Annotated in this window: 22 protein-coding genes and 1 pseudogene; 18 read left to right on the top strand and 5 right to left on the bottom strand. The window is 59.2% G+C overall.

Annotation, left to right across the window (positions count from 1 at the left end):
- Positions 1-78: 78 nt before the first annotated feature.
- Both ACR0AA_RS03785 and ACR0AA_RS03780 read right to left on the bottom strand, forming a co-directional pair.
- Positions 79-1233, bottom strand: coding sequence for an alpha-hydroxy acid oxidase (locus ACR0AA_RS03785; RefSeq protein WP_480662564.1), 1155 nt, complete (start codon positions 1231-1233; stop codon positions 79-81).
- 39 nt (positions 1234-1272) lie between these two features.
- Complete coding sequence (locus ACR0AA_RS03780; RefSeq protein ID WP_480662566.1) at positions 1273-3051, bottom strand: sensor domain-containing diguanylate cyclase; 1779 nt, start codon at positions 3049-3051, stop codon at positions 1273-1275.
- Between the two features lie 181 nt (positions 3052-3232).
- Between ACR0AA_RS03780 and ACR0AA_RS03775 the strand changes: the two genes are divergently transcribed.
- On the top strand, positions 3233-5629 hold the full coding sequence (locus ACR0AA_RS03775) for an ATP-dependent helicase (protein WP_480755470.1): 2397 nt from the start codon (positions 3233-3235) through the stop codon (positions 5627-5629).
- Positions 5630-5632: 3 nt separating this feature from the next.
- Here ACR0AA_RS03775 and ACR0AA_RS03770 read toward each other — a convergent pair whose 3' ends face one another.
- Together ACR0AA_RS03770 and ACR0AA_RS03765 are read right to left on the bottom strand one after the other, a co-directional pair.
- Positions 5633-5923: a DUF1330 domain-containing protein gene (locus tag ACR0AA_RS03770; protein ID WP_480662570.1), complete on the bottom strand. Its 291-nt coding sequence runs from the start codon at positions 5921-5923 to the stop codon at positions 5633-5635.
- A gap of 376 nt (positions 5924-6299) precedes the next feature.
- Positions 6300-6524 carry a DUF1127 domain-containing protein gene (locus ACR0AA_RS03765; protein WP_239337111.1) on the bottom strand — a complete coding sequence of 75 codons (225 nt, stop codon included), beginning with the start codon at positions 6522-6524 and terminating at the stop codon, positions 6300-6302.
- Between the two features lie 910 nt (positions 6525-7434).
- On the opposite strand from ACR0AA_RS03765, the gene mraZ reads away from it, so the two are divergent.
- The 9 genes from mraZ (at position 7435) to ACR0AA_RS03720 (ending at position 17129) form a co-directional block, all read left to right on the top strand.
- Positions 7435-7938 carry a division/cell wall cluster transcriptional repressor MraZ gene (mraZ, locus tag ACR0AA_RS03760; RefSeq protein ID WP_480662572.1) on the top strand — a complete coding sequence of 168 codons (504 nt, stop codon included), beginning with the start codon at positions 7435-7437 and terminating at the stop codon, positions 7936-7938.
- Between the two features lie 4 nt (positions 7939-7942).
- The gene (gene rsmH / locus ACR0AA_RS03755; protein WP_480755622.1) at positions 7943-8935 is read left to right on the top strand and encodes a 16S rRNA (cytosine(1402)-N(4))-methyltransferase RsmH; all 993 of its coding nucleotides are present in this window, start codon (positions 7943-7945) and stop codon (positions 8933-8935) included.
- Positions 8932-9300, top strand: a complete 369-nt coding sequence (ftsL, locus tag ACR0AA_RS03750) for a cell division protein FtsL (protein ID WP_480662574.1) — start codon at positions 8932-8934, stop codon at positions 9298-9300. The genes rsmH and ftsL overlap by 4 nt, the downstream gene beginning before the upstream one ends.
- On the top strand, positions 9297-11084 hold the full coding sequence (locus ACR0AA_RS03745; RefSeq protein WP_480662576.1) for a peptidoglycan D,D-transpeptidase FtsI family protein: 1788 nt from the start codon (positions 9297-9299) through the stop codon (positions 11082-11084). The genes ftsL and ACR0AA_RS03745 overlap by 4 nt, the downstream gene beginning before the upstream one ends.
- A gap of 22 nt (positions 11085-11106) precedes the next feature.
- Entirely contained in the window at positions 11107-12588 is a 1482-nt protein-coding gene (locus ACR0AA_RS03740) for a UDP-N-acetylmuramoyl-L-alanyl-D-glutamate--2,6-diaminopimelate ligase (RefSeq protein ID WP_480662578.1), read from the top strand.
- Positions 12585-13979: a UDP-N-acetylmuramoyl-tripeptide--D-alanyl-D-alanine ligase gene (locus tag ACR0AA_RS03735; protein ID WP_480662580.1), complete on the top strand. Its 1395-nt coding sequence runs from the start codon at positions 12585-12587 to the stop codon at positions 13977-13979. Before ACR0AA_RS03740 ends, ACR0AA_RS03735 begins: the two co-directional genes overlap by 4 nt.
- A gap of 36 nt (positions 13980-14015) precedes the next feature.
- Positions 14016-15098, top strand: a complete 1083-nt coding sequence (gene mraY / locus ACR0AA_RS03730; RefSeq protein ID WP_480662582.1) for a phospho-N-acetylmuramoyl-pentapeptide-transferase — start codon at positions 14016-14018, stop codon at positions 15096-15098.
- Between the two features lie 150 nt (positions 15099-15248).
- On the top strand, positions 15249-16649 hold the full coding sequence (murD, locus tag ACR0AA_RS03725; protein ID WP_480662584.1) for a UDP-N-acetylmuramoyl-L-alanine--D-glutamate ligase: 1401 nt from the start codon (positions 15249-15251) through the stop codon (positions 16647-16649).
- A gap of 105 nt (positions 16650-16754) precedes the next feature.
- Positions 16755-17129: a glycine zipper family protein gene (locus ACR0AA_RS03720; protein WP_480662586.1), complete on the top strand. Its 375-nt coding sequence runs from the start codon at positions 16755-16757 to the stop codon at positions 17127-17129.
- On the opposite strand, the gene ACR0AA_RS03715 is transcribed toward ACR0AA_RS03720, so the two are convergent.
- Entirely contained in the window at positions 17126-18307 is a 1182-nt protein-coding gene (locus tag ACR0AA_RS03715) for a BaiN/RdsA family NAD(P)/FAD-dependent oxidoreductase (protein WP_480755469.1), read from the bottom strand. The genes ACR0AA_RS03720 and ACR0AA_RS03715 overlap by 4 nt on opposite strands.
- Positions 18308-18441: 134 nt before the next feature.
- On the opposite strand from ACR0AA_RS03715, the pseudogene ACR0AA_RS03710 reads away from it, so the two are divergent.
- The 8 genes and pseudogenes from ACR0AA_RS03710 to murB all read left to right on the top strand — a co-directional run bounded on the left by ACR0AA_RS03710 (position 18442) and on the right by murB (position 24397).
- Positions 18442-18734: pseudogene (locus ACR0AA_RS03710) on the top strand (antibiotic biosynthesis monooxygenase family protein).
- Positions 18735-18902: 168 nt separating this feature from the next.
- Positions 18903-20066 (top strand): putative lipid II flippase FtsW, encoded by a 1164-nt coding sequence (gene ftsW / locus ACR0AA_RS03705; RefSeq protein WP_480662592.1) that lies wholly within the window; start codon positions 18903-18905, stop codon positions 20064-20066.
- Complete coding sequence (locus tag ACR0AA_RS03700) at positions 20066-21163, top strand: UDP-N-acetylglucosamine--N-acetylmuramyl-(pentapeptide) pyrophosphoryl-undecaprenol N-acetylglucosamine transferase (RefSeq protein WP_480662594.1); 1098 nt, start codon at positions 20066-20068, stop codon at positions 21161-21163. Before ftsW ends, ACR0AA_RS03700 begins: the two co-directional genes overlap by 1 nt.
- Entirely contained in the window at positions 21160-22569 is a 1410-nt protein-coding gene (murC, locus tag ACR0AA_RS03695) for a UDP-N-acetylmuramate--L-alanine ligase (RefSeq protein ID WP_480755468.1), read from the top strand. Before ACR0AA_RS03700 ends, murC begins: the two co-directional genes overlap by 4 nt.
- A 79-nt stretch (positions 22570-22648) precedes the next feature.
- Positions 22649-22894, top strand: coding sequence for a DUF2484 family protein (locus ACR0AA_RS03690; protein ID WP_480755467.1), 246 nt, complete (start codon positions 22649-22651; stop codon positions 22892-22894).
- Positions 22891-23157 carry a DUF2484 family protein gene (locus ACR0AA_RS03685; protein ID WP_480755466.1) on the top strand — a complete coding sequence of 89 codons (267 nt, stop codon included), beginning with the start codon at positions 22891-22893 and terminating at the stop codon, positions 23155-23157. The genes ACR0AA_RS03690 and ACR0AA_RS03685 overlap by 4 nt, the downstream gene beginning before the upstream one ends.
- A 23-nt stretch (positions 23158-23180) precedes the next feature.
- Positions 23181-23474 (top strand): hypothetical protein, encoded by a 294-nt coding sequence (locus tag ACR0AA_RS03680; RefSeq protein ID WP_480755465.1) that lies wholly within the window; start codon positions 23181-23183, stop codon positions 23472-23474.
- Positions 23471-24397: a UDP-N-acetylmuramate dehydrogenase gene (murB, locus tag ACR0AA_RS03675; RefSeq protein ID WP_480755464.1), complete on the top strand. Its 927-nt coding sequence runs from the start codon at positions 23471-23473 to the stop codon at positions 24395-24397. Before ACR0AA_RS03680 ends, murB begins: the two co-directional genes overlap by 4 nt.
- Positions 24398-24530: the final 133 nt, after the last annotated feature.

Here is a 24530-nt window from a genome sequence, read left to right as displayed (position 1 = left end):
GCGCACGTATATCAGTCGTTCTGGGTAGAACCGGCATGTTAACGCTCGCAAACGCCTTCTGGTAACGCTATTTGTCTTTTAACGCTGCACTGCGGCATCAACAAGCGGTGTGATGGGGGGCAAGTGATTCAACGTCTCAGCCCCCAATTGGCCCATATTCGCCAGCAAATCCTGCTGCAAAATATCGATCACATGGGCAGGACCCTGAGGGCCCAGTGCGCCCAATCCGTACATAAAACCCCGCCCCAGCATCACAAAATCGGCCCCAAGAGCCCTGGCGCGCAGGATATCCAGGCCTCCCTCGATCCCGCTATCGAAAATCAGAGGCAGGTCGGTGGCCGCGCGAATGGCCGGCAGGGCTTCGATGCTGGCAGGAGCGCCGTCGAACTGACGCCCGCCGTGATTCGAAACCCAGATGGCATCGACCCCGGCTTTTTGCAGTGGCGTGGCATCTTCGGGGCACAATACGCCTTTGACCACCAGCGGGCCGTCCCATGCGTCGCGCAACCAGTGCACATAGTCCATGTCAGGCGATGTACGCAGCAGGTAACCGACATGCGCTGTCGGGGGCAAATTGCTGGAGTTGTCCGTGTACTTGTCCAGCGTCCTCATCCGCGGCGGGCCGCTGCGTGCCATTCCTATCGCCCACGCAGGCCGTCGCGCGATCTGAGCCAACAGCCGCGGGGTCAGTTTCGGCGGATTGGTCAGGCCCGAGCGCGTTTGGCGTTCGCGCCGAGACGCAACCGGGACGTCCGCTGTCATGACAAGTGTCGTAAAACCTGCGTCCCGGACCCGATTCAAAAGGTCTTTGCGAATGTCCGGGTCTTTGGGGGGATACAGCTGAAACCAGGCGTTTTCGCCAAGATGAGGCGCAACGTCCTCGGGGCTTTGGCTGGCGACGTTTGACAGCGCAAAGGGCAACCCGGCTTTGGCCGCCGCGCGGGCCAGATGCCCTTCTGCGTCGGGCCAGATCAAGCCAGCCATGCCGATCGGAGCAATACCGAAAGGCAGCGGGTAAGTCTGGCCCAGAAACTCGGTTGAGGTGTTAAACTCCATCGGTCCGTGCAGGATCGAGGGCATGAAGCCGACGCGATCCAAACCTTTGCGATTACGATGCAGCGTTGCCTCAACCCCGGTTCCGCTGTCCAGGTATTCCCAGACAAAATGGGGTATCCGGCGCTTGGCGCGGCGTTTCAGGTCGGCAATGCCGGGATAGCGGCTGTGAAGATCCATAAGGATTGATCAGACCTGAAGCGCGATTCGGCAAGGATTTTAAGTCGTTGACGGCCCACCGACCGATTTGACCGGCAGTTTCAGCTCAGTCACCGGAGCCGTGTCGCTGCCAGCAACCCGAACTTGGTTGCGCCCTTTGTCCTTGGCTGCGTACAGCGCATCATCCGCCGCGCGCATCAGGTCTTGCGGCATGGTTCCATGCGCCGGGTAGTGGGATACTCCCACCGAGATCGTGATGCGGGGAAGGGATTTTTCGCCATAGCGAACCGACACGGCCTCAACCGCCTGCCGCAGGCTTTCAGCCCGGGTAATTGCGTCCTCCGAGGTGTTGTCCGGCAGGATCAGCATGAATTCTTCGCCGCCGATGCGGCAGGCAACCTCGTCCCGGTCGCAGCCCTGTTCCAGAGCGGCGCCGACTGCGCGCAGCACCATGTCGCCGGCGTCATGACCGTGCGTGTCATTGAACTTTTTGAAATGATCCACGTCTACGGCAATCAGGCTCAGTGGCGCACCGGTCTGCTGGCTGCGGCCGATGGATTTCCGCAGCGTTTCTATCATATGGCGGCGATTGAACAGCCCGGTCAGGGGATCTCGGACGGATTGGTCGTGCAATTGATCGCGCATCCGCACATTTGCAATCGCCATGCTGATCTGTTCGGCGCAGAGTTGGGCCAGTTTTTTGCTTGCGTGAAACGCTTCGTCTGTCCCTTCAATCGCCCGCAAATGCAGCAGGCCAACCGTTTCGCCATGCGCGAGAATGGGAAAGCAGAAATAAGGCCGACCGTCATGCGGCTCTGCGTGTTCACAGACAAAGTCGATCTCGGATGCGCCGAATTCATAGGTCCGACCGCGCCGCAGGCCCCAGCACCCCTCGGGGTGGATGTGTGCCTTGTGGGACCCGCCGTTCCAACTGGCACACCCATCCAGCACATCGCGCGAGTTCGAGTATACATATACGCTGCCCTCAGCTTCGGGCAGGATATGCGTCATAAAGCGCGAGACCATGTCGAACAGCTCATCCAATGAGCGGCTGGACTGCAGCCATTCGTTCAACTCACCGAGCAGTCGCACTTCACGAGCCAGACGCAGCTGTTCATCCATCAACTCGCGCTCTTTCGCGGACTGCTTGTGCAACGCACGCACCTGAAAGCGGTTGGTCCGGTATGCCGCAAACGATACAGCGCCCAGTGCGAGCAGGGCGATGCCGCTCAGAATTGCCAGTGAAATTCTAAGCCGCGAAACAAACGTGGTGCGCAGGTCGGAGAAATCCGTGAAGAATTCGATGGCACCTATAAAACGCCCGTTCTTGGTGACCGGCATGAAAATCTCGGCCACGTGATGCTGCATCGCATTCTGTATGTTGCCGGTATGCAGATCCAGGCCATCGATCTCTGACAGGGGAACAACTTCCTGAATGTAGTGGACCATTCCTCTGGCGACGTCGCTGCGAAAGAAGTCACGGGATTCGACGCTGCCGATTTCTTCCGGGCGAGTCGACCAGGTGACACGTCCATTGGTGTCGAACAGTTTAAAGCGATAGACGTCCGATGCTTCGGGCATCGAGTTCAGAAACTCAGCATCATGTGCGTCGATCAAACCGGTTTCCAGTGCGTGTGCGGGGTCATCCAGATGCAAAACGACCCTTCGCTTCCACAACTCGGCCTGTTTCAGAATGTCGATCTTTAACATTCTGTCGACCAGCGGCGCAGGCAATTTGTATATCCCCCAGCCGCATCCGATGGCCAGAGTAATCAGCAACATGCTGATTCCGATCCATTTCAGCCGATGATGTACGGCCCCCGGCCTTGCTTTCTTCATATCTTCACGCTCCCACAGCAGTGAAGCGATCATTGACGTCAGAGTTTTACAGCTGGTTAATGTGGTTGCGTCAACGCGGGGCGCAATAATTAGAATTGGCTGCAATCACTCATGTAAATCTATGTGAACAAGGCGTGAACAAACTCTTTCCCTCAGCGCTTATCCGGCGTAGTTTGGGCGGATGAGCAGTTTCGACGAAATGGACGCCTTCGAGGGCGCATCCCTGTCCGCGCGCGCCATGGCTGCGCGTTCTACGCCCTATCTGGACGAACTGAACCCGGCGCAGCGCGACGCGGTTGAGCGGCTGGATGGCCCTGTCCTGATGTTGGCGGGGGCAGGAACCGGCAAGACCAAGGCCCTGACGGCGCGCATCGCGCATTTGTTAAGCACCGGACGCGCCCGCCCAAATGAGATTCTGTCGGTAACCTTTACCAATAAAGCCGCGCGCGAGATGAAAGAGCGCGTGGGTCGATTGTTGAGTCAACCGGCTGAAGGTATGCCTTGGTTGGGTACCTTCCACTCGATCTGCGTAAAGCTGCTGCGACGGCACGCAGAGCTGGCCGGTATTAAATCGAATTTCACCATTCTGGATACGGATGATCAGCTGCGTTTGCTCAAGCAGTTGATCCAGGCCGCCAATATCGACGACAAGCGGTGGCCCGCGCGGATGCTGGCGGGGATCATCGATGATTGGAAAAACCGCGCGCTGACGCCCGATAAGGTGCCTGCGGCGGATGCCGGGGCCTACAACAACAAGGGTATTGAGCTTTATGCCCAGTACCAGACCCGCCTGCGCGAACTGAACGCGGTGGATTTCGGTGACCTGCTGCTGCACATGGTCACGATTTTCCAGACCCATCAGGACGTTCTGGAGCAATACCAACGCTGGCTCCGCTATATTCTGGTGGACGAATATCAGGATACCAACGTCGCCCAATACCTGTGGCTGCGACTGCTGGCCGGGGCGCACAAGAACATCTGTTGTGTGGGGGATGACGACCAGTCGATCTATGGCTGGCGCGGGGCCGAAGTGGGCAATATCCTTCGGTTCGAAAAGGACTTTCCCGGAGCGTATGTGGTGCGGCTGGAGCAGAATTACCGCTCGACTCCACATATTCTGGCTGCTGCGTCGAATGTGATCCGCGGCAATGAAAGCCGCTTGGGCAAAGAGCTGTGGACCGACGCGGAAGAGGGCGAAAAGGTCCGTCTGATCGGCCATTGGGATGGCGAGGAAGAAGCCCGCTGGATCGGCGAGGAAATCGATGCGATGCAGGGCGGCACGCGCGGTGTGCGGCCCATCGGGCTGGACGAGATCGCGATTCTGGTGCGGGCTTCGCACCAGATGCGCGCGTTCGAGGATCGGTTCCTGACCATTGGCCTGCCTTACAAGGTGATCGGTGGCCCCCGATTCTATGAGCGGATGGAGATCCGCGATGCCATGGCCTATTTCCGGCTGGTGGTCAGCCCCGGTGACGATCTGGCATTCGAGCGGATTGTGAACACCCCGAAACGCGGCCTCGGCGACAAGGCGCAACAGACGATTCAGATGACCGCGCGGGAAAACGGCGTGTCTCTGGTCGATGGCGCGCGGATTGCGGTCGATAGCGGACTGATCAAAGGCAAGGGCGGCAAGGCACTGCGCGAGCTGATCGATGGGTTGGCGCGGTGGAATGCGATGACTCGTGGGCCACGGATCGAATTTGACGACGATACAGTGATCGATGATGGCTCTGCGCCGTTGCGGTTTGGTGAACCCGAAGTCTCACATATTGAGTTGGCCCAGATCATTCTGGACGAATCCGGCTATACCGCGCACTGGCAGAACGAAAAGACGCCCGAAGCGCCCGGCAGGCTGGAGAACCTCAAGGAACTGGTTAACCAGCTGGATAATTTCGAGAACCTGCAAGGATTTCTGGAGCATGTCAGCCTGGTGATGGACAACGAGCAAGAGAGCGACGGGGCCAAGGTCTCGATCATGACATTGCATGCGGCCAAAGGGTTGGAGTTCCCAGCCGTGTTCCTGCCGGGATGGGAGGATGGGCTTTTCCCATCGCAAAGGTCGATGGACGAATCGGGACTCAAAGGCCTCGAGGAAGAACGACGGCTGGCCTATGTGGGCATCACCCGCGCGGAAGAGGTCTGTACGATCTCATTTGCCGCCAATCGGCGCGTATTTGGGCAATGGCAGAACGCCATGCCGTCCCGATTTATTGACGAACTGCCAGAAGATCACGTTGAGGTACTGACCCCTCCGGGCCTGTATGGCGGGGGTCAGCCCGCGGCCAGCATCGAAACCCGCGCGGCCGAGGCCAATGTTTATAACTCCCCAGGTTGGAAGCGGATGCAGGCGCGGCAGGGGCAATATGGTATGTCTCAACCGCGCGAAAGCCGGAATACGGTAATCGACGCGACGGCGGTGGCCAGTTTCACACTGGGCGAGCGCGTGTTTCACCAGAAATTCGGCTACGGCGCGGTGATCGGCATAGAAGGAGACAAGGTCGAGGTGGATTTCGACAAGGCGGGGACGAAAAAAGTCGTCTCCAGATTCTTGTCATCTAAAGATGATGTGCCGTTCTGACGATCAAAGGCCTTCGACTAGAACCAAATTGGCCGTTGCCGTTTTCTGCCGGATCTTAGCAAGTTCGATGTAGTCCGGGTCGTCTTTCCACGCAGTTGCGGCGGCGACGTCGGGGAATTCCATCAAGACGATTCCATCCTCAGCCCAAGTCCCTTCGATCACTTCGACGGGCTTTGATGAAACGGTCAACAAACGTCCGCCATGCCGATCAAAGATCGGGAAAAACCCCTCGAGATACTTCTGATATCCGTCCGGATCATGAATGGAAATCTGAGCGATAAAATACGCGGCCATGGGGTGCTCCTGATTGTCGGTTCACCCGCCCAGCTTACACGCCCTGTGCAAAAAAACGAAAAACGGCGGTTCCCAGGGAGGAGGAGAGGGAACCGCCGTTCTTTTCAACACCAAGGCAGGGAGGAGGAGAGCCCTGATGTATCCGAACCCGGGTTTGATCCCGGTATGAGGAAGACGCGGCGACGTCAGGGAGGAGGAGAGACGTCGCCGCGCGCTTTCAACACCGGGAAAGGGAGGAGGAGTACCCGGTGTGTCACGTTCCGGCGTTCAGGGCCGGTATAAGGTGCGACGACATCAGGGAGGAGGAGAGATGTCGCCGCTGAAATACAGGTCCTAAAGGGAGGAGGAAGGACCTGATCTCGTTGTTTCTGTGCGCTTAACGCGCGACGTGGTCTTCAGCCGCTTGCTGGGCCAGGCGACGGATCATCGAGCGGTGAAGCCCCAGATCAGCCAGTTCCCGGTTCGACAGCTCAGACAGTTCGTTAACTGTCTGGCGGTAAATACGATAACGCGCGAACCGAGTCTTTGCCGCCTCAATCAACGAAGCCAGGCCGGTTACCGGTGCACCTTTGAGTGCGGTGTTATGTGTTGCTACAGCCATTTGCTTTACTCGATAGTTTGTTCGTGCCGGTGTGTTCCGGCGTTTGCTTGAGACTGAAAATAGGCAAATGCTGCAATTGCACAATACTTCGCGTGATCAATGCCGCTATGCAGCAAATGCATAGATATCAACTGGTTGCTGACCAGGTTTTGGAAACCCCTGTAAAACAAGGCTTTCAGCAATCGCTTCCCTTGCGGCAAGTTTCACCCTGATATTTCAGGTTTTGAGGGTTGCGCGATTTTTGAGCGGAGTTCGCCAAAGTTTGTGCGCTATATGTATCAATTCCGCAGAGTACGTTTCGGCCAGCATGCGGTTTCGACGTTATGGGAATTCATGGGCGCAGATTGGGAGCGGGTGGAGTTGCACCCTTTTTGTTTTGGTTGATGATGGGTGATTCGTCGGAAATTCGCGCTGATTAACCTTCGTTTGACGAAATTTTCCGCCCGGCCGAATTTTTTCTGGGAATTTGTGGGACAGTTTGGGTGTTGCCACTATTTTGGCATATTTAGTGTTATTACACCTTCATCCGTCCATGGATAGTGCCGGTAAAGTGGTTTTCTTTTGATTTTAGCTCGGTTAGATTGCGATTCCTTCACGTGTGTCGTAAAAATTCCTATTGATTTCCATAAATTCCCATGGCATCCCTTATTCATCCGATGAGGACGAGGCACATGGGGCGCCAAACGACCCCGAAACAACAAAAACAGGTTTCATACAGGCATCTCGCTTTCATCAATCAAGAGATCCGGCGCGCGGGCGAGCAGACATCCCCCCAGGTGGCGCGCGCAGCTGGACATCCCGCACAGCGGGTCAATGCGGCGGGTTGATCAGTGGCAGCAGATCAACCCGCCGTTTTTCATCCCGGGGGGCGAGATAATTGGGTGGGGCGCAAGCGAAAGGGACAGTCGTCTTGGCGCGCAGGTTTAGAGGCGAAAGCCATCACAAGGTGGATACGAAGGGCAGGGTTTCGATCCCGGCCTCGTTTCGCCGTGTGCTGGAGGCCTCGGACCCGAACTGGCAATCTGGTGACAGTCCCGAGCTTGTGATAGTGTACGGCGATCATCGTCGCAAATTTCTTGAATGTTATACCATGCAGGCGATTGAAGAGGTGGACTCCAAGATCGATGCGCTGCCCCGCGGGTCAATGCAGCGGAAGATGCTGCAGCGCATGTTCCATGGTCAGTCTTTCCCGACCACGGTAGACGAAACAGGTCGTCTCGTGTTGCCCGCCAAGCTGCGCAGCAAGATCGGCCTCGAGAACGAGGCGTTTTTTATCGCGGCTGGTGACACGTTCCAGATCTGGAAGCCGGAAACCTACGAATCCGAAGAACTGGCCGCTGCTGAGGAGTGGCTGGACGAACAGCCCGAGGACTTTGATCCTCTGGAGTTCCTTGATGGCACCGGGGATGCGTAACGGCATGGCCGGCGCTGAAACCCCTTCCGACAAACCCCATGTTCCTGTTCTGCTGCGGCCTTTGTTGGCCGCGGTTGCACCGGTTTCGGGGAGCTGGCTGGACGGCACGTTCGGTGCAGGTGGCTATACGCGCGGACTGCTGGAGGCAGGGGCCGACAAAGTCATTGGTGTGGACCGCGATCCGCTGGCTTTTGAAATGGCGGCCGAATGGGCCGGAGGCTACGGCGACCGTTTGGTGATGCAACCGGGTGTGTTCTCGCGCATGGATGAATATGCGCAGGACCTGGATGGCGTTGTTCTGGATCTTGGCGTGTCGTCGATGCAGCTGGATCAGGCTGAACGCGGGTTTTCCTTTATGAAAGACGGCCCACTGGACATGCGCATGAGCCAGGAAGGTGAAAGCGCAGCCGATCTGGTCAACTCGGCGACCGAGGCCCAACTGGCCGACATCCTGTTTCACTTTGGCGAAGAGCGGGCCAGTCGCCGCATTGCTAAGGCCATTGTCAAAGCCCGCACCGAGGCGCCGATCACCACGACGCTACGGCTGGCCGAGATCATCGAATCCTGCCTGCCTCGACCCAAGCCGGGGCAATCGCACCCCGCAACGCGCAGCTTTCAGGGCCTACGGATTGCGGTGAACGCCGAATATGAAGAGCTGTATCAGGGCCTTATGGCGGCTGAACGCGCTCTGAAGCCAGGCGGGCAGCTGGCCGTGGTGACGTTTCATTCCATTGAGGACCGGATGGTGAAACGGTTCTTTCAGTCACGTGCTGGCAAGACGGGCCGGGCCAACCGTTATGCGCCCGAGCTGGAACAGGAACAGCCGCAGTTCACGCTCAAGACCCGCAAGGCGGTGGGTCCTGATGAACAGGAATTGCAAGAGAATCCGCGCGCGCGCTCGGCCAAGCTGCGTGTCGCAATTCGGACCGAGGCACCGGCGGGGGAAATTGATGCCCGCGCACTTGGGATGCCTCAATTAGGGGGAAGGGCAAAATGAAGAGTGTTTTGTATGTGTTGACTGCTCTGTCCGTGTTCGGACTTGCGCTGTGGGCCTATCAGGAAAACTACCGCACTCAGCAAGTGGTGAAGGAAACGCAGAAGCTGCAGCGAGAAATTGGCATGGCGCAGGTACGGCTAGCGGTGTTGAACGCTGAATGGGCGTATCTGAACCGTCCTGATCGGCTGCGTGAACTGGCGGACCTGAATTTCGAGCGGATGGGTCTGTTGCCCCTGCGGGCCGAGCAGTTCGGCCGCGCCGACCAGATCGCCTATGCCGAGGACCCGGATCTGCCGATCGTCGACCCGATTGAGTTGCAGGCCATTACCGATATTCAGGCGCTGGGCGAGGTGCAGATCCCATGACCCGGACGCCGCTTCGCCCGCTGGCCCGAATCCTTGATGCCCGCGCCCGCGGTGAGAACCCCAAGACGATTGAGCGTGAGAATATCCGCAAACGCCACGAAGACATGAAGGACCGGGCTCGTGCTCGCGCCGAAGGTCGTTTGCTGGTGCTCGGTCTGTTCTTTTTCTGCGCTTTCTCAGTGGTCGGCGTTCGCATGGGCATGCTGGCCACGTCCGAAGCGCAGGAGCCTCTGGCCTCGGCCCCCGGTGCCGCGATTGCCATGCAGCGCGCCAACATCGTCGACCGCGAGGGGCGCATTCTGGCGACCAATCTGGACACCTACTCCGTTTATGCTCAACCGCCGCTAATGATTGACCCGGTCGCCGCAGCCGACCAGCTTGTGGCGATCTTCCCCGATTTGGAAAAAGAGCGTCTGGTCAAGGACTTCACCGGAAATCGCAAGTTTCTTTGGATCAAAAAGCGCATCTCGCCTGAGCAAAAGCAAGCCGTGCATGATATCGGCGATCCCGGCATTCTGTTCGGTCCGCGTGAGATGCGGCTGTATCCGAATGGCCGTCTGGCTGCGCATATTCTGGGTGGCTCGAGTTTCGGGCGCGAAGGCGTCAGCGCCGCCGAGGTTATCGGCGTGGCAGGCGTTGAAAAGCAGTTCGACGACTATCTGCGTGACCCCGCCAATGGCAATAAACCCCTGCAACTGTCGTTGGACCTGACCATTCAGGCCGCGGTCGAGCAGGTGCTGTACGGTGGCATGAAGATCATGAACGCCAAGGGCGCTTCGGCTGTCCTTATGAACGCGCATACAGGTGAGGTCATTTCAGCGGCGTCACTGCCGTCCTTCGATCCAAATGACCGCCCACGCCCGCCGACCTCGGGCTTTGACCCTTCAGACAGCCCGTTGTTCAACCGCTATGTGCAGGGTGTCTACGAGCTTGGCTCCGTGTTCAAGATTTTCACGGCCGCACAAGCGGTTCAGTTGGGGCTGGTGAACTCGAACACCATCATCGACACGTCCGGGCCGATGAAGATCGGCCGTTTCCCGATCGGTGAGTTCAACGGCAAGAATTATGGCAAGATCAGCGTCTCAGACGTGATCGTTCACAGTTCGAACCGAGGCACTGGCCGTCTGGCATTGCAGATTGGCGCGCAGCGGCAGCAGGATTTCCTGCAATCTCTGGGCATGTTCGATCCGACACCGTTCGAGATCGTTGAAGCTAAGGGCGGCGAGCCATTGAAGCCCAAGAATTGGGGCGAGCTGAGTACCGTTACGATTTCTTATGGTCACGGCCTTTCGACCAGCCCGATGCATCTAGCCGCCGGATACGCGGCGATTGCCAATGGCGGGCATTACGTCAGCCCCACGATCCTGCGCAAGAACGGCGCGCAGTACGGGCCCCGCGTAATGTCGGAAAATGCCGCAACGCAAGCGCAGAACATGCTGCGCCGTGTGGTGACCGATGGTACCGCCAGCTTTGGCGACGTGAAGGGCTATGAGGTGGCCGGCAAGACCGGAACCGCAGACAAGCCCAAGCCGCGCGGTGGCTACTATGATGACAAGGTCATTGCGACGTTCGCTACGCTGTTTCCCGCCTATGATCCCAAATACGTCCTGATCGTGACTTTGGACGAGCCATCCATTGTTGCGTATGGCGAAAAGCGGCGTACGGCAGGCTGGACGGCGGTTCCTGTCGCGGCGGAATTGATCGGTCGCATCGCTCCCTTGCTGGGCTTGCGTCCCCGGCTTGAGCCTGATGCGCGCGCTGCTATAACGCTGACCTCAAATTAGGCTGTCCGGCAAGAGGTGGGTCATGGGCACAAGGACAAAGAAACTCAGCCAACTGGCCCTGACCGCGCGAGGGGGTGTTAATCCAGACATCACCGGTCTGGCGGTCGACAGCCGAGAGGTCAAAGACGGTTACCTGTTCGCGGCACTTCCCGGTACGCGCGTTCATGGTGGTGAATTCATTCAATTTGCTCTGCGCATGGGTGCTGCTGCGGTCCTGACGGATGCCGAAGGGGCCGAGATTGCCTCCGAGGAACTCGCGGGGTCAGATGCAGCGCTAATCGTGGTCGAAGACCCACGTCAGGCGTTGGCCGGATGCGCCGCGTTGTGGTTCGGCGCGCAGCCTCAGACTATCGTGGCCGTTACGGGAACCAATGGCAAAACATCCGTCGCAACTTTTGTGCGCCAGATCTGGACCGAACTAGGGCACGCCGCTGTCAATCTTGGCACAACCGGTGTCGAGGGTGCTTGGACGGCGCCGCTGGCTCATACGACGCCCGAGCCGATTACCCTGCATCGCTGCCTGTCCGAGGCCGCCGAAAACGGCGTGACCCGTGCGGCGATGGAGGCGTCATCGCACGGTCTCGAACAACGCCGACTGGATGGTGTGCATCTTGTGGCTGCCGGCTTTTCGAACTTCACACAGGACCATCTGGATTACCACGAGACGTTCGAGGCGTATTTTGACGCCAAGGCGGGTCTGTTTGATCGGGTTTTGCCGCAGGACGGTACGGCCGTGGTCAATATGAGCGATCCCAAGGGCGCTCAGGTTTGTCAGATTGCAAATGCACGCGGTCAGGACGTGCTGACTGTTGGAGTGGGCGACGCCGATCTTTGTCTCATCAACCAACGCTTTGATGCAACGGGTCAGGACCTGCGGTTTTCCTGGCAGGGCAAGGTTTTTCAAACCCGTCTGAACCTGATTGGTGGGTTTCAGGCCGAGAACATCCTGCTGGCTTGCGGTTTGGTAATTGCAGCGGGTGAGGAGCCGGAACGTGTGTTCGAAACCTTGCCGCACCTGACAACTGTCCGTGGTCGTATGCAATTGGCCGCAACTCGCGATAATGGCGCGGCAGTATTTGTGGACTACGCCCACACGCCCGACGCGGTGGCTACGGCGCTCAAGGCGCTGCGACCGCACGTGATGGGTCGCCTTATTGCCATCGTTGGTGCGGGTGGAGATCGCGATGCGACAAAGCGCCCTCTGATGGGCAAAGCTGCCGCTGACAATGCTGATGTGGTCTTTGTCACCGACGACAACCCTCGCAGTGAGGACCCGGCGACGATCCGGGCCGCCGTGATGGAGGGTGCGCCAGCCGCGACGGAAGTCGGCGACCGTGCCGAAGCGATCCTGCGTGGCATTGACGCCCTTCAGCCGGGGGACGCGCTGTTGATCGCGGGCAAGGGACACGAAACCGGCCAGATCGTCGGTGATCAGGTCCTGCCCTTCGACGACGCCGAGCAAGCCAGCATCAGCGTGGCTGCTTTGGACGGGAGGGTCGCATGACGCTCTGGACTGCAGCTGAGGCCGCCGAAGCCACCGGCGGGCGTGCCACGACCGATTGGGTGGTCAATGGTGTCTCGATTGACACCCGCACCATTCAGCCGGGCGACTTGTTCGTTGCGCTCAAGGCCGCGCGGGACGGGCACGATTTCGTCGCGCAGGCTTTGGAAAAAGGGGCCGGGGCGGCTTTGGTGTCCCGTATTCCCGAAGGCGTGTCTGAGGATGCGCCTTTGCTGATTGTCGAGGATGTGCAAACGGGGCTGGAGGCGCTCGGTCAGGCCGCTCGGGCCAGAACCGGCGCGCGGGTGGTTGGCGTGACCGGCAGTGTCGGCAAGACTTCGACCAAGGAAATGCTGGCGACCATTCTGGAAACGCAAGGCAAAACCCATGCCAGCGTCGCCAGTTACAACAACCATTGGGGCGTGCCGCTGACTCTTGCTCGGATGCCAAGCGACACCGAATTTGCAGTGATCGAAATCGGTATGAACCACCCCGGCGAAATCGGTCCGCTGGCAATTCAGGCCAGACCGCACGTGGCGCTTGTGACAACGGTGGCGGCCGTGCACCTCGAAGCCTTCGACTCGGTAGCGGGTATCGCGCACGAAAAAGCGGCGATCTTTGACGGGTTGGCGCAAGGTGGCGCGGCTATTGTTAATGCAGACATCGAACACGCAGATATCCTGCGGGCCAGCGCGCAGAAACTCGGTGCAAAACCGGTCGAGTTCGGCTGCGACGCAGCGGACTTCACGCTGACCAGTGTGGCTCAAGATGCCGACTCGGTGCATGCGACGGCGTCGATTGCAGGAAAACCGATCTCGTTTGATGTGCAGTCCGCAGGGACCCATTTCGCCATGAATGCTTTGGGAGCTTTGGCGGCCTGCGTCGAATTGGGCGTTGATCTGGACAAGGCGATCGCCAGCCTCGGCGGATGGTCGCCGGTCAAGGGGCGCGGTGTGCGCGAACAGATCGCCTTGGCAGATGGCAGTCAGATCGAACTGCTGGACGACAGCTATAACGCGAACCCAACTTCGATGGAGGCCGCGCTGGACGTTCTTGCGGCCGCAAAGGGTACGCGCCGCATCGCTTTTTTGGGCGATATGAAAGAGTTGGGGGCCGATGAAGTTGCTATGCATGCGGCGATGGCAGATATCGCCGCTATGGAACGTGTCGATCAGGTGCATTGCGTCGGCCCGTTGATGAAGGCGCTGCACGGTGCGCTTCCGGCTGAAAAACGTGGGCTGTGGTCCGAGACCAGCGCCGAGATGGTTGAACATCTGCCCGAGCTGATTGATGCGGGCGATACGGTGCTGGCCAAGGGATCGCTGAGCATGGCGCTGGCACAGATTGTTGACGGTTTGCGTAAAATGGGGCAAGGGGGCGCGCTTGATCGATGACCGCGCCCGCGACCCCTGTGTGAGAAAGGTTTTGTAATGCTCTATTGGTTGACCGCCCTGTCGGACGGAGGAGATTTTTTCAACCTCTTCCGGTATATTACGTTCCGCGCAGGCGGCGCCTTTCTTACCGCGCTGATTTTTGGCTTTCTCTTCGGTAAACCGCTGATCAACGTACTGCGGAAAAAGCAGGGCAAGGGTCAGCCGATCCGGGATGATGGCCCGGAGGGGCATTTCTCGAAGGCCGGTACGCCTACTATGGGCGGATTGCTGATCGTGGGCGCGCTTGTAACATCGACCCTTGTCTGGGCGCGGTGGGACAATCCCTATGTCTGGATGGTTCTGTTTGTGACGTTGGCCTACGCTGCGATTGGGTTCGCGGATGACTATGCCAAGGTCTCAAAGCAGAACACCAAGGGCGTTTCAGGCAGAATGCGGTTGGCGCTGGGCGTCATCATCGCAGTTCTGGCGGCATTGTGGGCCACGTTGCACCACCCCGAAGGGCTGCAGAACCAACTGGCGTTGCCGATCTTCAAGGATACTCTGATCAATCTCGGGATCTTTTACATTCCGTTCTCGATTGTTGTGATCGTCGGGGCGGCCAATGCGGTGAACCTGACGGATGGTCTGGACGGTCTGGCCATCATGCCCGCGATGATCGCGGCCTCGACGTTGGGCGTGATTGCCTATGCCGTGGGACGGGTCGACTTTACCGAATACCTGGACGTGCATTACGTGCCCGGAACGGGGGAGATTTTCATTTTTACTTCGGCACTGTTTGGCGCCGGCCTTGGTTTCCTTTGGTACAACGCTCCGCCCGCAGCGGTGTTCATGGGTGACACCGGATCGCTGGCACTGGGCGGTGCGCTCGGGGCGATTGCGGTGGCCACCAAGCACGAACTGGTGCTGGCCGTAGTGGGTGGCCTGTTCGTGGTCGAGGCGTTGAGCGTGATCATTCAGGTCCTGTACTTCAAGCGCACTGGGCGCCGCGTGTTCCTGATGGCACCAATCCATCACCACTATGAAAAAAAGGGCTGGGCCGAGCCGACCATCGTGATCCGGTTCTGGATCATCTCTCTGATCCTGGCGATGATCGGTCTGGCGACCCTGAAAGTTCGGTAACGCTCCCGCCAGGTTCGGCGGACCTGCGGTCCACCTGCCACCTGTTGGGCCCGGCTCGCGCTGTCGCGCGAGCCTTTTGCCGCCCTTGCCATCCGGGAATTCTTCGGTGCAGTGTGGCGGCCAATCCAAAGTCAAAAAAGGGTGGGCAGAATGATCCCGGTCAAAGGGTTTTCAGGGCAGAAGGTTGCGGTTCTGGGGCTTGGCCGGTCGGGGCTGGCCACGGCGCGTGCGTTGCTGGCGGGCAAGGCCGAGCCGGTGTGCTGGGATGACAACCCCGCCGCGCGTGAAAAGGCTGAGGCCGAAGGGTTCACCTGCGCCGATCTGCGACGTCATGGGGCGTTTGATGATATCGCCTCGCTGATCGTCTCGCCGGGCATTCCGCATCTCTATCCTGATCCGAATCCAGTCGTTGCAGCCGCGCTTGAGGCCGGTGTTCCGGTTGACAATGACATAGGATTGTTCTTCCGCTCCTTCGCTGGGCCAGAGTGGAACAACTATGACACCCCGCCGCGCGTGATCGCGGTGACCGGGTCGAACGGGAAATCGACTACGGCGGCGCTGATCCATCATATCCTGACCGAGGCCGGGCGTGAGGCCCAATTGGCGGGCAATATCGGCCGCGGTGTGCTGGATATAGATCCGGGCGGTGACGGATCCGTCGTAGTGCTGGAGCTGTCCAGCTATCAGACCGAACTGGCCCGGGCGCTGACACCGGATGTGGCCGTTTTCACCAACCTTTCGCCAGACCATCTGGATCGGCATGGCGGTATGGGGGGCTATTTCGCCGCCAAGCGCCGGTTGTTTTCAGAAGGTGGACCGGATCGGGCGGTGATCGGTGTCGACGAGAAAGAGGGGGCATTTCTGGCAGGTCAACTGGCTGAAGGTCCTGCGGATGACCGGGTGATCCGCGTTTCAGTCGCACGTAAGCTGACCGGCCCGGGATGGCAGGTCTTTGCCCGCAAGGGCTTTTTGTCGGAGTACCGCAAGGCGCGGCAGGCCGGATCGATTGACCTGCGCGGGATCAAGGGGCTGCCTGGCGCGCATAACCATCAGAACGCCTGCGCCGCCTATGCTGCCTGCCGCGCGCTGGGGTTGGCGCCGCGTGTGATCGAAGGCGCGCTGCATAGCTATCCGGGCTTGCCACATCGCAGTCAGATCATAGCCGAATCGGGCGGTGTCACCTACGTGAATGACTCCAAGGCGACGAATGTCGACAGTGCCCTCAAAGCCTTGAGTGCATTCAAGCAAATCCGCTGGATTTGCGGAGGGCTTGAAAAAGAGGGCGGGCTGGCCTCCCTGAACGGCGCGTCGGATCAGGTCATCAAAGCTTATGTCATAGGGCGCGAGGCGGCGAACTTCGCCATGCAGCTTGAGGCAGACGCGCAGGTGTGCACCACGATGTCCGAGGCTGTCGAGCAAGCCATGAAGGACGCCCAACCCGGTGAAACCGTCCTGCTTGCCCCGGCGGCCGCCAGTTTCGACCAGTATGACAATTTCGAAAAGCGTGGAGAGGATTTCGTTGAGCAGGTCCGGCAGAGGCTGCCGGAATAGCCGTTTGCAATAGACCGCCGGTTGGGCCAAACTGAGGCGCTATCAGCTTGACGCGCCATGTTTATTGGTTTTGCTTGCCTGCAAATTCAACACGAGGTCATGACTATGCCATACCGTAAACTCTCTCTGATCCTGCCCGCCATTCTGGTCGTGGGGGCATGCACAAATATCGGTGCGAATTATCAGCCGGTCATCGACGGTCCGGTGAGCCCGAACTACAATGCGGATCTGGCGCAGTGTCAGGCTCTGGCAAGGTCGCAGCCAACTTTGAACAGCAGAACGGCAGGAGCGGCAGCCGTCGGTGCCGTTGGTGCTGCGGGAACCAAAGCCATTATCGACGACAGCGCAAGCGATCTGGGACGTACAGCCGCAGCCGGTGCGCTGATCGGTGCCGGAGCCAGCGCGCTGCAAAACACCCAGAACCAGGAAGTGATCGTCCGCAACTGTATGCGCGGTCGTGGTTACAACGTCGTCGGTTAAGCTTTAGCCGCGATTGCAGTTCCCGCGGCGTGGCCCGAGGACCAAGCCCACTGGAAGTTGTACCCGCCCAACCAGCCGGTGACATCCACCGCTTCGCCAATCGCAAAGAGGCCAGGGATATCCCTGGTCTCCATTGTTTTGGATGACAGGTCATCGGTATTGATCCCGCCCAGCGTCACTTCGGCTGTGCGATAGCCCTCGGTGCCTGACGGGGTCAGTTGCCAGTTCGAAAGGGCACTAATCAGGTCCGTCAGCGCGGCATCGGACTGATCAGCCAGATTGCCTTGCATTGAGATGTGCTTGCTCAGGTATTCCACCAGCCTTGCCGGAACATGGCGTGCCAGTTCAGTTGTCAGCGCTTTACGCCCGCCACTTTGCCGCTGATCCCGCAGCACGTCGAACAAAGGAAGGTCGGGGATCAGGTTAACCCGGATCGTTTCACCTTCCCGCCAGTAAGAAGACAGTTGCAGAACCGATGGCCCGCTCAGGCCGCGATGGGTGAACAACAGGGCTTCGTCAAAGCTGGTGCGGTCATTGGACAGCCGCGCGGGGAGGGACACGCCGGACAGATCTTTGAACTGTCCGTTCGAAAAGGTGAATGGCACAAGCGCGGCCCGCGTTTCGGTCAGGCGCAGCCCGAATTGCTTCGCGATTTCATAGGCCAGTCCGGTCGCGCCCATCTTGGGGATGGATTTGCCACCAGTGGCCAGCACGAGGTTGGCGCAGGTCAGTTTCAGGCGCTGGCCCTCGCGTTCGACTTCCAGTGCAAACCCCGCGTCAGTTTTGCGCAGGTCTTTCAGCTCGGTTCTCACCCATAAATCTGCCCCGACGCGCTCCATCTCGGACAACAGCATCTGAATGATCTGCTTCGACGACCCGTCACAAAACAACTGGCCCAGCGTTTTCTCATGCCACGCGATGCCGTGACGTCCGACAAGATCTACGAAATCCCATTGCGTGTACCGTGCCAGTGCGGATTTGCAGAAATGCGGGTTCTGGGACAGGAAGTTTCCGGGCGCCGCATACATGTTGGTGAAATTGCAGCGACCTCCGCCTGAAATGCGGATTTTCTCACCAGGCGCCTTCGCGTGATCGATCACCAGCACCCGCCCGCCACAATGCGCGGCGCACATCATACCGGCCGCGCCGGCACCTAGGATGATCGCGTCATAAGTCATGCGCAGCGCATGGCGGGAAATGGCGGAGATATCAAGTGGAAGCGAATGTCAGCGTGAAGGGTCGAGGAGGTATTGTGCTAGACTCCTGCCGTGCAAGACCCTCAGTCGCGCCCGTTGCATAGGAGGACGCCCAGATGATCATGCGAATTTCCAAGTCACAGTTCGGCCCGGTAGAGAGGCTGAGTTCTCAAAGTTCTTTCACGAGACGGCGATTCCCCTGATGCAAAATACGGACGGGATCGTTCAAGTTCTACCGGGGGCTCCACGCAAGGAAACGCCTCGCGAGTTCAGCTTTGTCATGGTCTGGAGCAGCTTGGATGCATTGAAAGCCTTCATCGGAGACGACTATACGAGCCCACATATTGATCCGGCTGAGGCTGAACTCGTCGAATCCAGAACGATCAAGCACTACGACTTGGTTGCTTAAGCCTCCGGTAAATCAGAAAATGGTCGCCATACTTGCGGCGGCAGCTTTCGGCCACCAAATTCCATGGCCGCCAGTCATTCCGCTAGCCCAAACGCAAAAATCCCTGTAGACTCTCAATCAGATCCCGAAAACGGGACGTTTTAACGAGGCAGATAGTGGCGGTATCTCATGACTGAGATGGTGTATGGCGCGGTCCAGGACCAGCGCGGCGAACCGATTCTTCCAAAGTGGTGGCGAACAATTGATCGCTGGACGATGTCCTGCGTGCTGATCCTGTTTGTCATCGGCCTGTTGCTGGGACTGGCTGCTTCGCCGCCGCTGGCCGGGCGCAACGGGTTTGATCCGTTCCACTATGTTGAGCGGCAGGTGCTGTTCGGCGGTCTGGCGCTGATTGCGATGCTGCTGACCTCGATGATGTCGCCGACATTGGTGCGGCGTCTGGCGGTTCTGGGCTTTCTGGCCGCTTTTGTGGCGCTGGCTTTCCTGCCTGTTTTCGGTACGGATTTCGGAAAAGGGGCGGTGCGCTGGTATTCGCTGGGGTTTGCGTCGATGCAACCGTCAGAGTTTCTTAAGCCCGGATTTGTCGTTGTCGCAGCGTGGCTTCTGGCCGCATCGCAGGAAATCAACGGCCCGCCGGGGCGGCTTTGGTCCTTTGCGCTGTGTATGGCGATTGTGGCGATGCTGGTGCTGCAGCCGGATTTCGGACAGGCCTGTCTGATCCTGTTCGGCTGGGGCGTGATGTACTTCGTGGCTGGGGCGCCGATGCTGCTGTTGGTCGGCATGGCCGGGGTCGTGGTGCTGGGCGGCATGTTCGCCTATTCGAATTCGGAACACTTTGCGCGTCGTATCGACGGCTTTCTGAACCAGGAGGTCGACCCGACCACGCAGCTTGGCTATGCCACCAACGCCATCCGCGAGGGCGGCCTGTTCGGAGTCGGCGTGGGCGAAGGGCAGGTGAAATGGTCTCTGCCTGATGCCCATACCGATTTCATCATCGCTGTCGCGGCCGAGGAATATGGGCTGATCCTGGTGCTGATCATCATCGCACTCTATTCGCTGATCGTGGTACGCTCGTTGCTGAGACTGATGCGCGAGAGGGACATGTTTATCCGCCTAGCCGGGACCGGTCTGGCCTGCATGTTCGGCGTTCAGGCAATGATCAACATGGGTGTGGCTGTGCGACTGCTGCCTGCCAAGGGTATGACGTTGCCCTTCGTCAGTTATGGCGGTTCATCACTGATCGCGGGTGGCATCGCCGTCGGCATGTTGCTGGCCTTTACCCGAAGCCGCCCTCAGGGCGAACTTGGCGATATTCTGCGCGGAAGAGGATAATGGGGAAACCTTACCTGTTGATTGCTGCTGGCGGCACCGGGGGCCACATGTTCCCCGCGCAGGCGCTGGCCGAAGCGATGCTGAACAAAGGCTGGCGCGTCCGTTTGTCCACTGATGAGCGCGGTGCACGGTATACTGGTGGTTTTCCGCAAACGACCGAGATTGTCGAGGTTGCCTCGGCCACATTTGCGCGCGGTGGGCTGGCCGCCAAGGCCATGGTCGGACCCAAAATTGCTGCAGGCGTCACCAACGTTGCGATCCAGATGATGCGGGATAAACCGGATGTGGTCGTGGGCTTTGGTGGGTACCCGTCGATCCCGGCGCTGGGGGCAGCAACGATGCTGAACGTTCCGCGTATGATCCACGAACAGAACGGTGTTCTGGGGCGCGTGAACCAACTGTTCGCCAAGCGCGTGGCCATCGTGGCCTGTGGTGCCTGGCCAACCGACCTGCCAGAGGGTGCCAACGGTATCCATACCGGAAACCCCGTCCGGGCCGCAGTTCTGGATCGCGCGGCCGCCGGTTACATCCCGCCGGGCGATTACCCGATGTCGGTTCTGGTAATGGGCGGCTCTCAAGGCGCACGCATTCTCAGCGACGTTGTCCCCGGTGCTATCGCCGCGTTGCCCGAAGACCTGCGCAACCATATTCGCGTGGCCCATCAGGCGCGCGACGAGGATGGCGAACGGGTCACTGCGTTCTATGCCGAGCACGGGATCCGTGCCGAAGTCCTTCCGTTCTTCGATGATGTTCCCCGGCGCATGTCCGATGCCCAACTGGTCATCTCACGTGCCGGTGCGTCCAGCGTTGCCGATATCTCGGTCATCGGGCGGCCATCGATCCTGATCCCCTTTGCCGCTGCCGCGGGTGACCATCAGACCGCCAACGCGCGCGGGTTGGTTCAGGCAGGCGGTGCGATCATGATTCCCGAAAACGTGCTTGACGTTCCATCGCTGACAGAGCAAATCACCGCAGTTCTGACCAACCCCGAAGCCGCGCAAAAGATGGCCCATGCCGCCCTCTCGACCGGTGCCCCCGACGCGACCGAGCGTCTGGTCGCTCTTGTCGAACAATTGGCGCAGAAGGAGACCACATGAATCCAGCAACCAAACTGCCGCAGGACGTAGGATCGATCCATTTCGTGGGGATCGGTGGTATCGGGATGTCAGGGATCGCCGAAGTGCTGTTGAACCTTGGCTACCGGGTGCAGGGATCGGACCTGAAGGCGTCCAAGATCACCGATCGTCTGGCTGGTTTGGGGGCTGAGATCTTTGTTGGTCAACGGGCCGAAAACCTGGAAAACGCCGCTGTTGTGGTGGTGTCGACGGCGATCAAACCGGGTAACCCGGAACTTGATGGCGCGCGGGCGCGAGGGTTGCCGGTGGTTCGCCGCGCTGACATGTTGGCGGAGCTAATGCGCCTCAAGTCGAATATCGCGATCGCGGGCACGCATGGCAAAACCACGACCACGACGATGATGGCTGAATTGATGGTAGCCGGTGATTTTGACCCAACCGTCATCAATGGCGGCATTATCCACGCCTATGGCTCGAATGCGCGGATGGGGCAGGGCGAATGGATGGTGGTCGAGGCCGACGAATCCGACGGCTCGTTCAACCGTCTGCCCGCAACCATCGCTATCGTTACCAATATCGACCCCGAGCATATGGAGCATTGGGGCGATTTCGACCAACTGCGCGATGGGTTTCACGAGTTCGTCTCGAACCTGCCGTTCTATGGCCTTGCCGTCTGCTGCACCGATCATGCCGAAGTACAGGCTCTGGTGGGCAGGATCACCGACCGGCGCGTGCGGACCTATGGCTTCAATGCGCAGGCGGATGTGCGTGCACTAAACCTGACCTACAAGGGCGGGGTGGCCCATTTCGACATTCATCTGCAAAACGAAGACAAGGTGATCAAGGGCTGCACCCTGCCGATGCCCGGCGATCACAACGTCTCGAACGCGTTGTCTGCCGTGGCCGTTGCCCGCCATCTTGGTATGAAATCGTCGGAAATCCGCGATGCGCTCGCCAATTTCGGCGGCGTCAATCGACGCTTCACAAAGGTCGGAGAGGTGGATGGCGTCACAATCATCGACGACTATGGGCACCACCCGGTGGAAATCGCGGCTGTGTTGAAGGCTGCCCGTCAGGCAACCGGTGGCCGCGTCATCGCCGTGCATCAGCCGCACCGTTACTCGCGCCTGTCGAACTTGTTTGACGATTTCTGTACCTGCTTCAACGACGCGGATGTCGTGGCCATCGCCGATGTTTTTGCCGCCGGAGAAGATCCAATCGAGGGGGCCAGCCGCGATGATCTGGTGCAGGGCCTGATCCGCCACGGGCACCGCCATGCTCGGGCATTGCTGGACGAAAACGATCTGGAACGCCTTGTACGCGAACAGGCCCGCCCCGGTGACATGGTTGTCTGCCTTGGGGCCGGTACGATCAGCGCCTGGGCCAATGGGTTGCCTGAGCGTTTGCAGCACAAACAAGCCGTGTAGCACCATGGACTCCGCTGCGATGCAACTTTAGAGTGTCGCGTCGCAACCGCAGATGAGAATGTCCTTGGAGGGGCAATAGGTGTATTCGGTCGTATTCGCTGCCTTGTGGGTTGTGGCCTCGACGATCGTGGCCATGCTGCCAATGCGTCTGCAATTCCCGCCGGGCGTTGTCCTATTCGTCTCTGCCCCTGCGCTGATTGTCTGGCTGGGCCATGACTTTGGCTGGTTCTTCTCTGTGCTGGCCTTTGCGGCCTTTGCATCCATGTTCCGCAACCCCATTCGCTATTACTGGCGCCGATGGACGGGGCGCGAGGTTGAGGAATGAACTGGTCGATCGCTTTGGCCGCCCTGTGGGGAATTGTCGCAAACGTGCTGGCAATGATCCCAAGCAAAGACAACCACTGGACCCGCGCATATATCCTGATTGGCGTCGGCATCCCGATTCTCGGCTATGTGACATTGCAGAACGGCCCGTGGATCGGGTTGGTTGTTCTGGTGATGGGCATGTCTGTGCTGCGTTGGCCAGTGATTTACCTGACCCGTTGGACAAAAGCGAAATTGCAGGGCATGAAGACGACGAACAAGTAACCGACCATTTTCAGGAGGCCCCTATGGTCGACATTGCCACATTCGCTTATCTGCCGCTCATTGCGCTCGTTCTGGGCGGCATCGCCGGCCTGGTCGCCGCGCGCTGGGTTGGGACCAAAGCCTTGCTATGGCTGATTGGTCTGACCTCAGCCGCTGGTCTGGTGCTGATCGTGATGCTTGCGGGCGTTGAAACGGGCGAGGAACAACAGGCTTTCGGTCCCTTCGTCTGGTTGACCGGTGCCGTGTTGCCCTTCCTCTTTGCCGTCATCATGGGCGGTGTCGGCGGGCGCAATCTGGCGAACCGGGCAAACGCATGAACGGTATGCCTGCTGTTCGGGGTCGCCTGTCTGAGGCCCGAACCCTTTCCGACCTGACCTGGCTCCGCGTTGGCGGTCCAGCGGATTTCCTGTTTCAACCAGCCGACATTGCAGACTTGCAAGCCTTTCTGCGTGATCTTCCGGCGGACGTTCCGGTGTTCCCAATGGGCGTTGGATCGAACCTGATCGTCCGTGACGGAGGTCTGCGCGCGATTGTGATCCGGTTGGGGCGCGGGTTCAACGGCATTTCGGTTGAGGGCAACACCGTCACCGCCGGGGCCGCAGCGCTGGACGCGCATGTGGCGCGCAAAGCGGCGGATGCGGGGGTGGATCTGGCCTTTTTGCGCACGATCCCCGGCTCAGTCGGCGGTGCGGTCCGGATGAACGCAGGCTGCTACGGCAGCTATACTGCGGATGTTCTGCGGAAGGCCACCATCGTCACACGGAAAGGTGACCTGGCGGACCTGACACCGGAAGACCTGAACTTCCGCTATCGACAGTCCGACCTTCCGGAGGGTGCCGTTTTGGTCTCGGCCACGTTCGAAGGCGCGACGGGCGATCCCGAAGAGTTGCATGCCCGAATGTCGGCTCAGTTGCAAAAACGCGACGAAACGCAGCCGACCAAGGACCGCAGTGCCGGTTCGACGTTCCGCAATCCGGCCGGATTTTCTTCGACCGGACGGGCGGATGATGTGCACGACCTGAAGGCCTGGAAGGTGATCGATAACGCCGGGATGCGTGGCGCAACACGGGGTGGCGCGCAGATGAGCGAAAAGCACTCGAATTTCCTGATCAACACCGGTACTGCCACCGCTGCCGACCTCGAAGGTCTGGGTGAAGATGTGCGAAAAAAGGTTTACGAAACAAGCGGCATCACGCTAGAGTGGGAAATCATGCGGGTCGGTGATCCGCTGGCAGAATAAGGCCCTTACCGTCAGACCAATAACAGGCAATTTAAGGCGACGGATCAAAGGCATAAACGCAGTACGGACCACGACATAAGGTCCGGGGACATTGAGGCGCACGAAGTGGGACTGTCGAGCAGGACAAACCCCA

Source organism: Ruegeria sp. CE8 (genome assembly GCF_056537465.1).
Note: the sequence above shows the minus strand (reverse complement) of the source record. Positions and strands in the feature narration are given on the sequence as shown.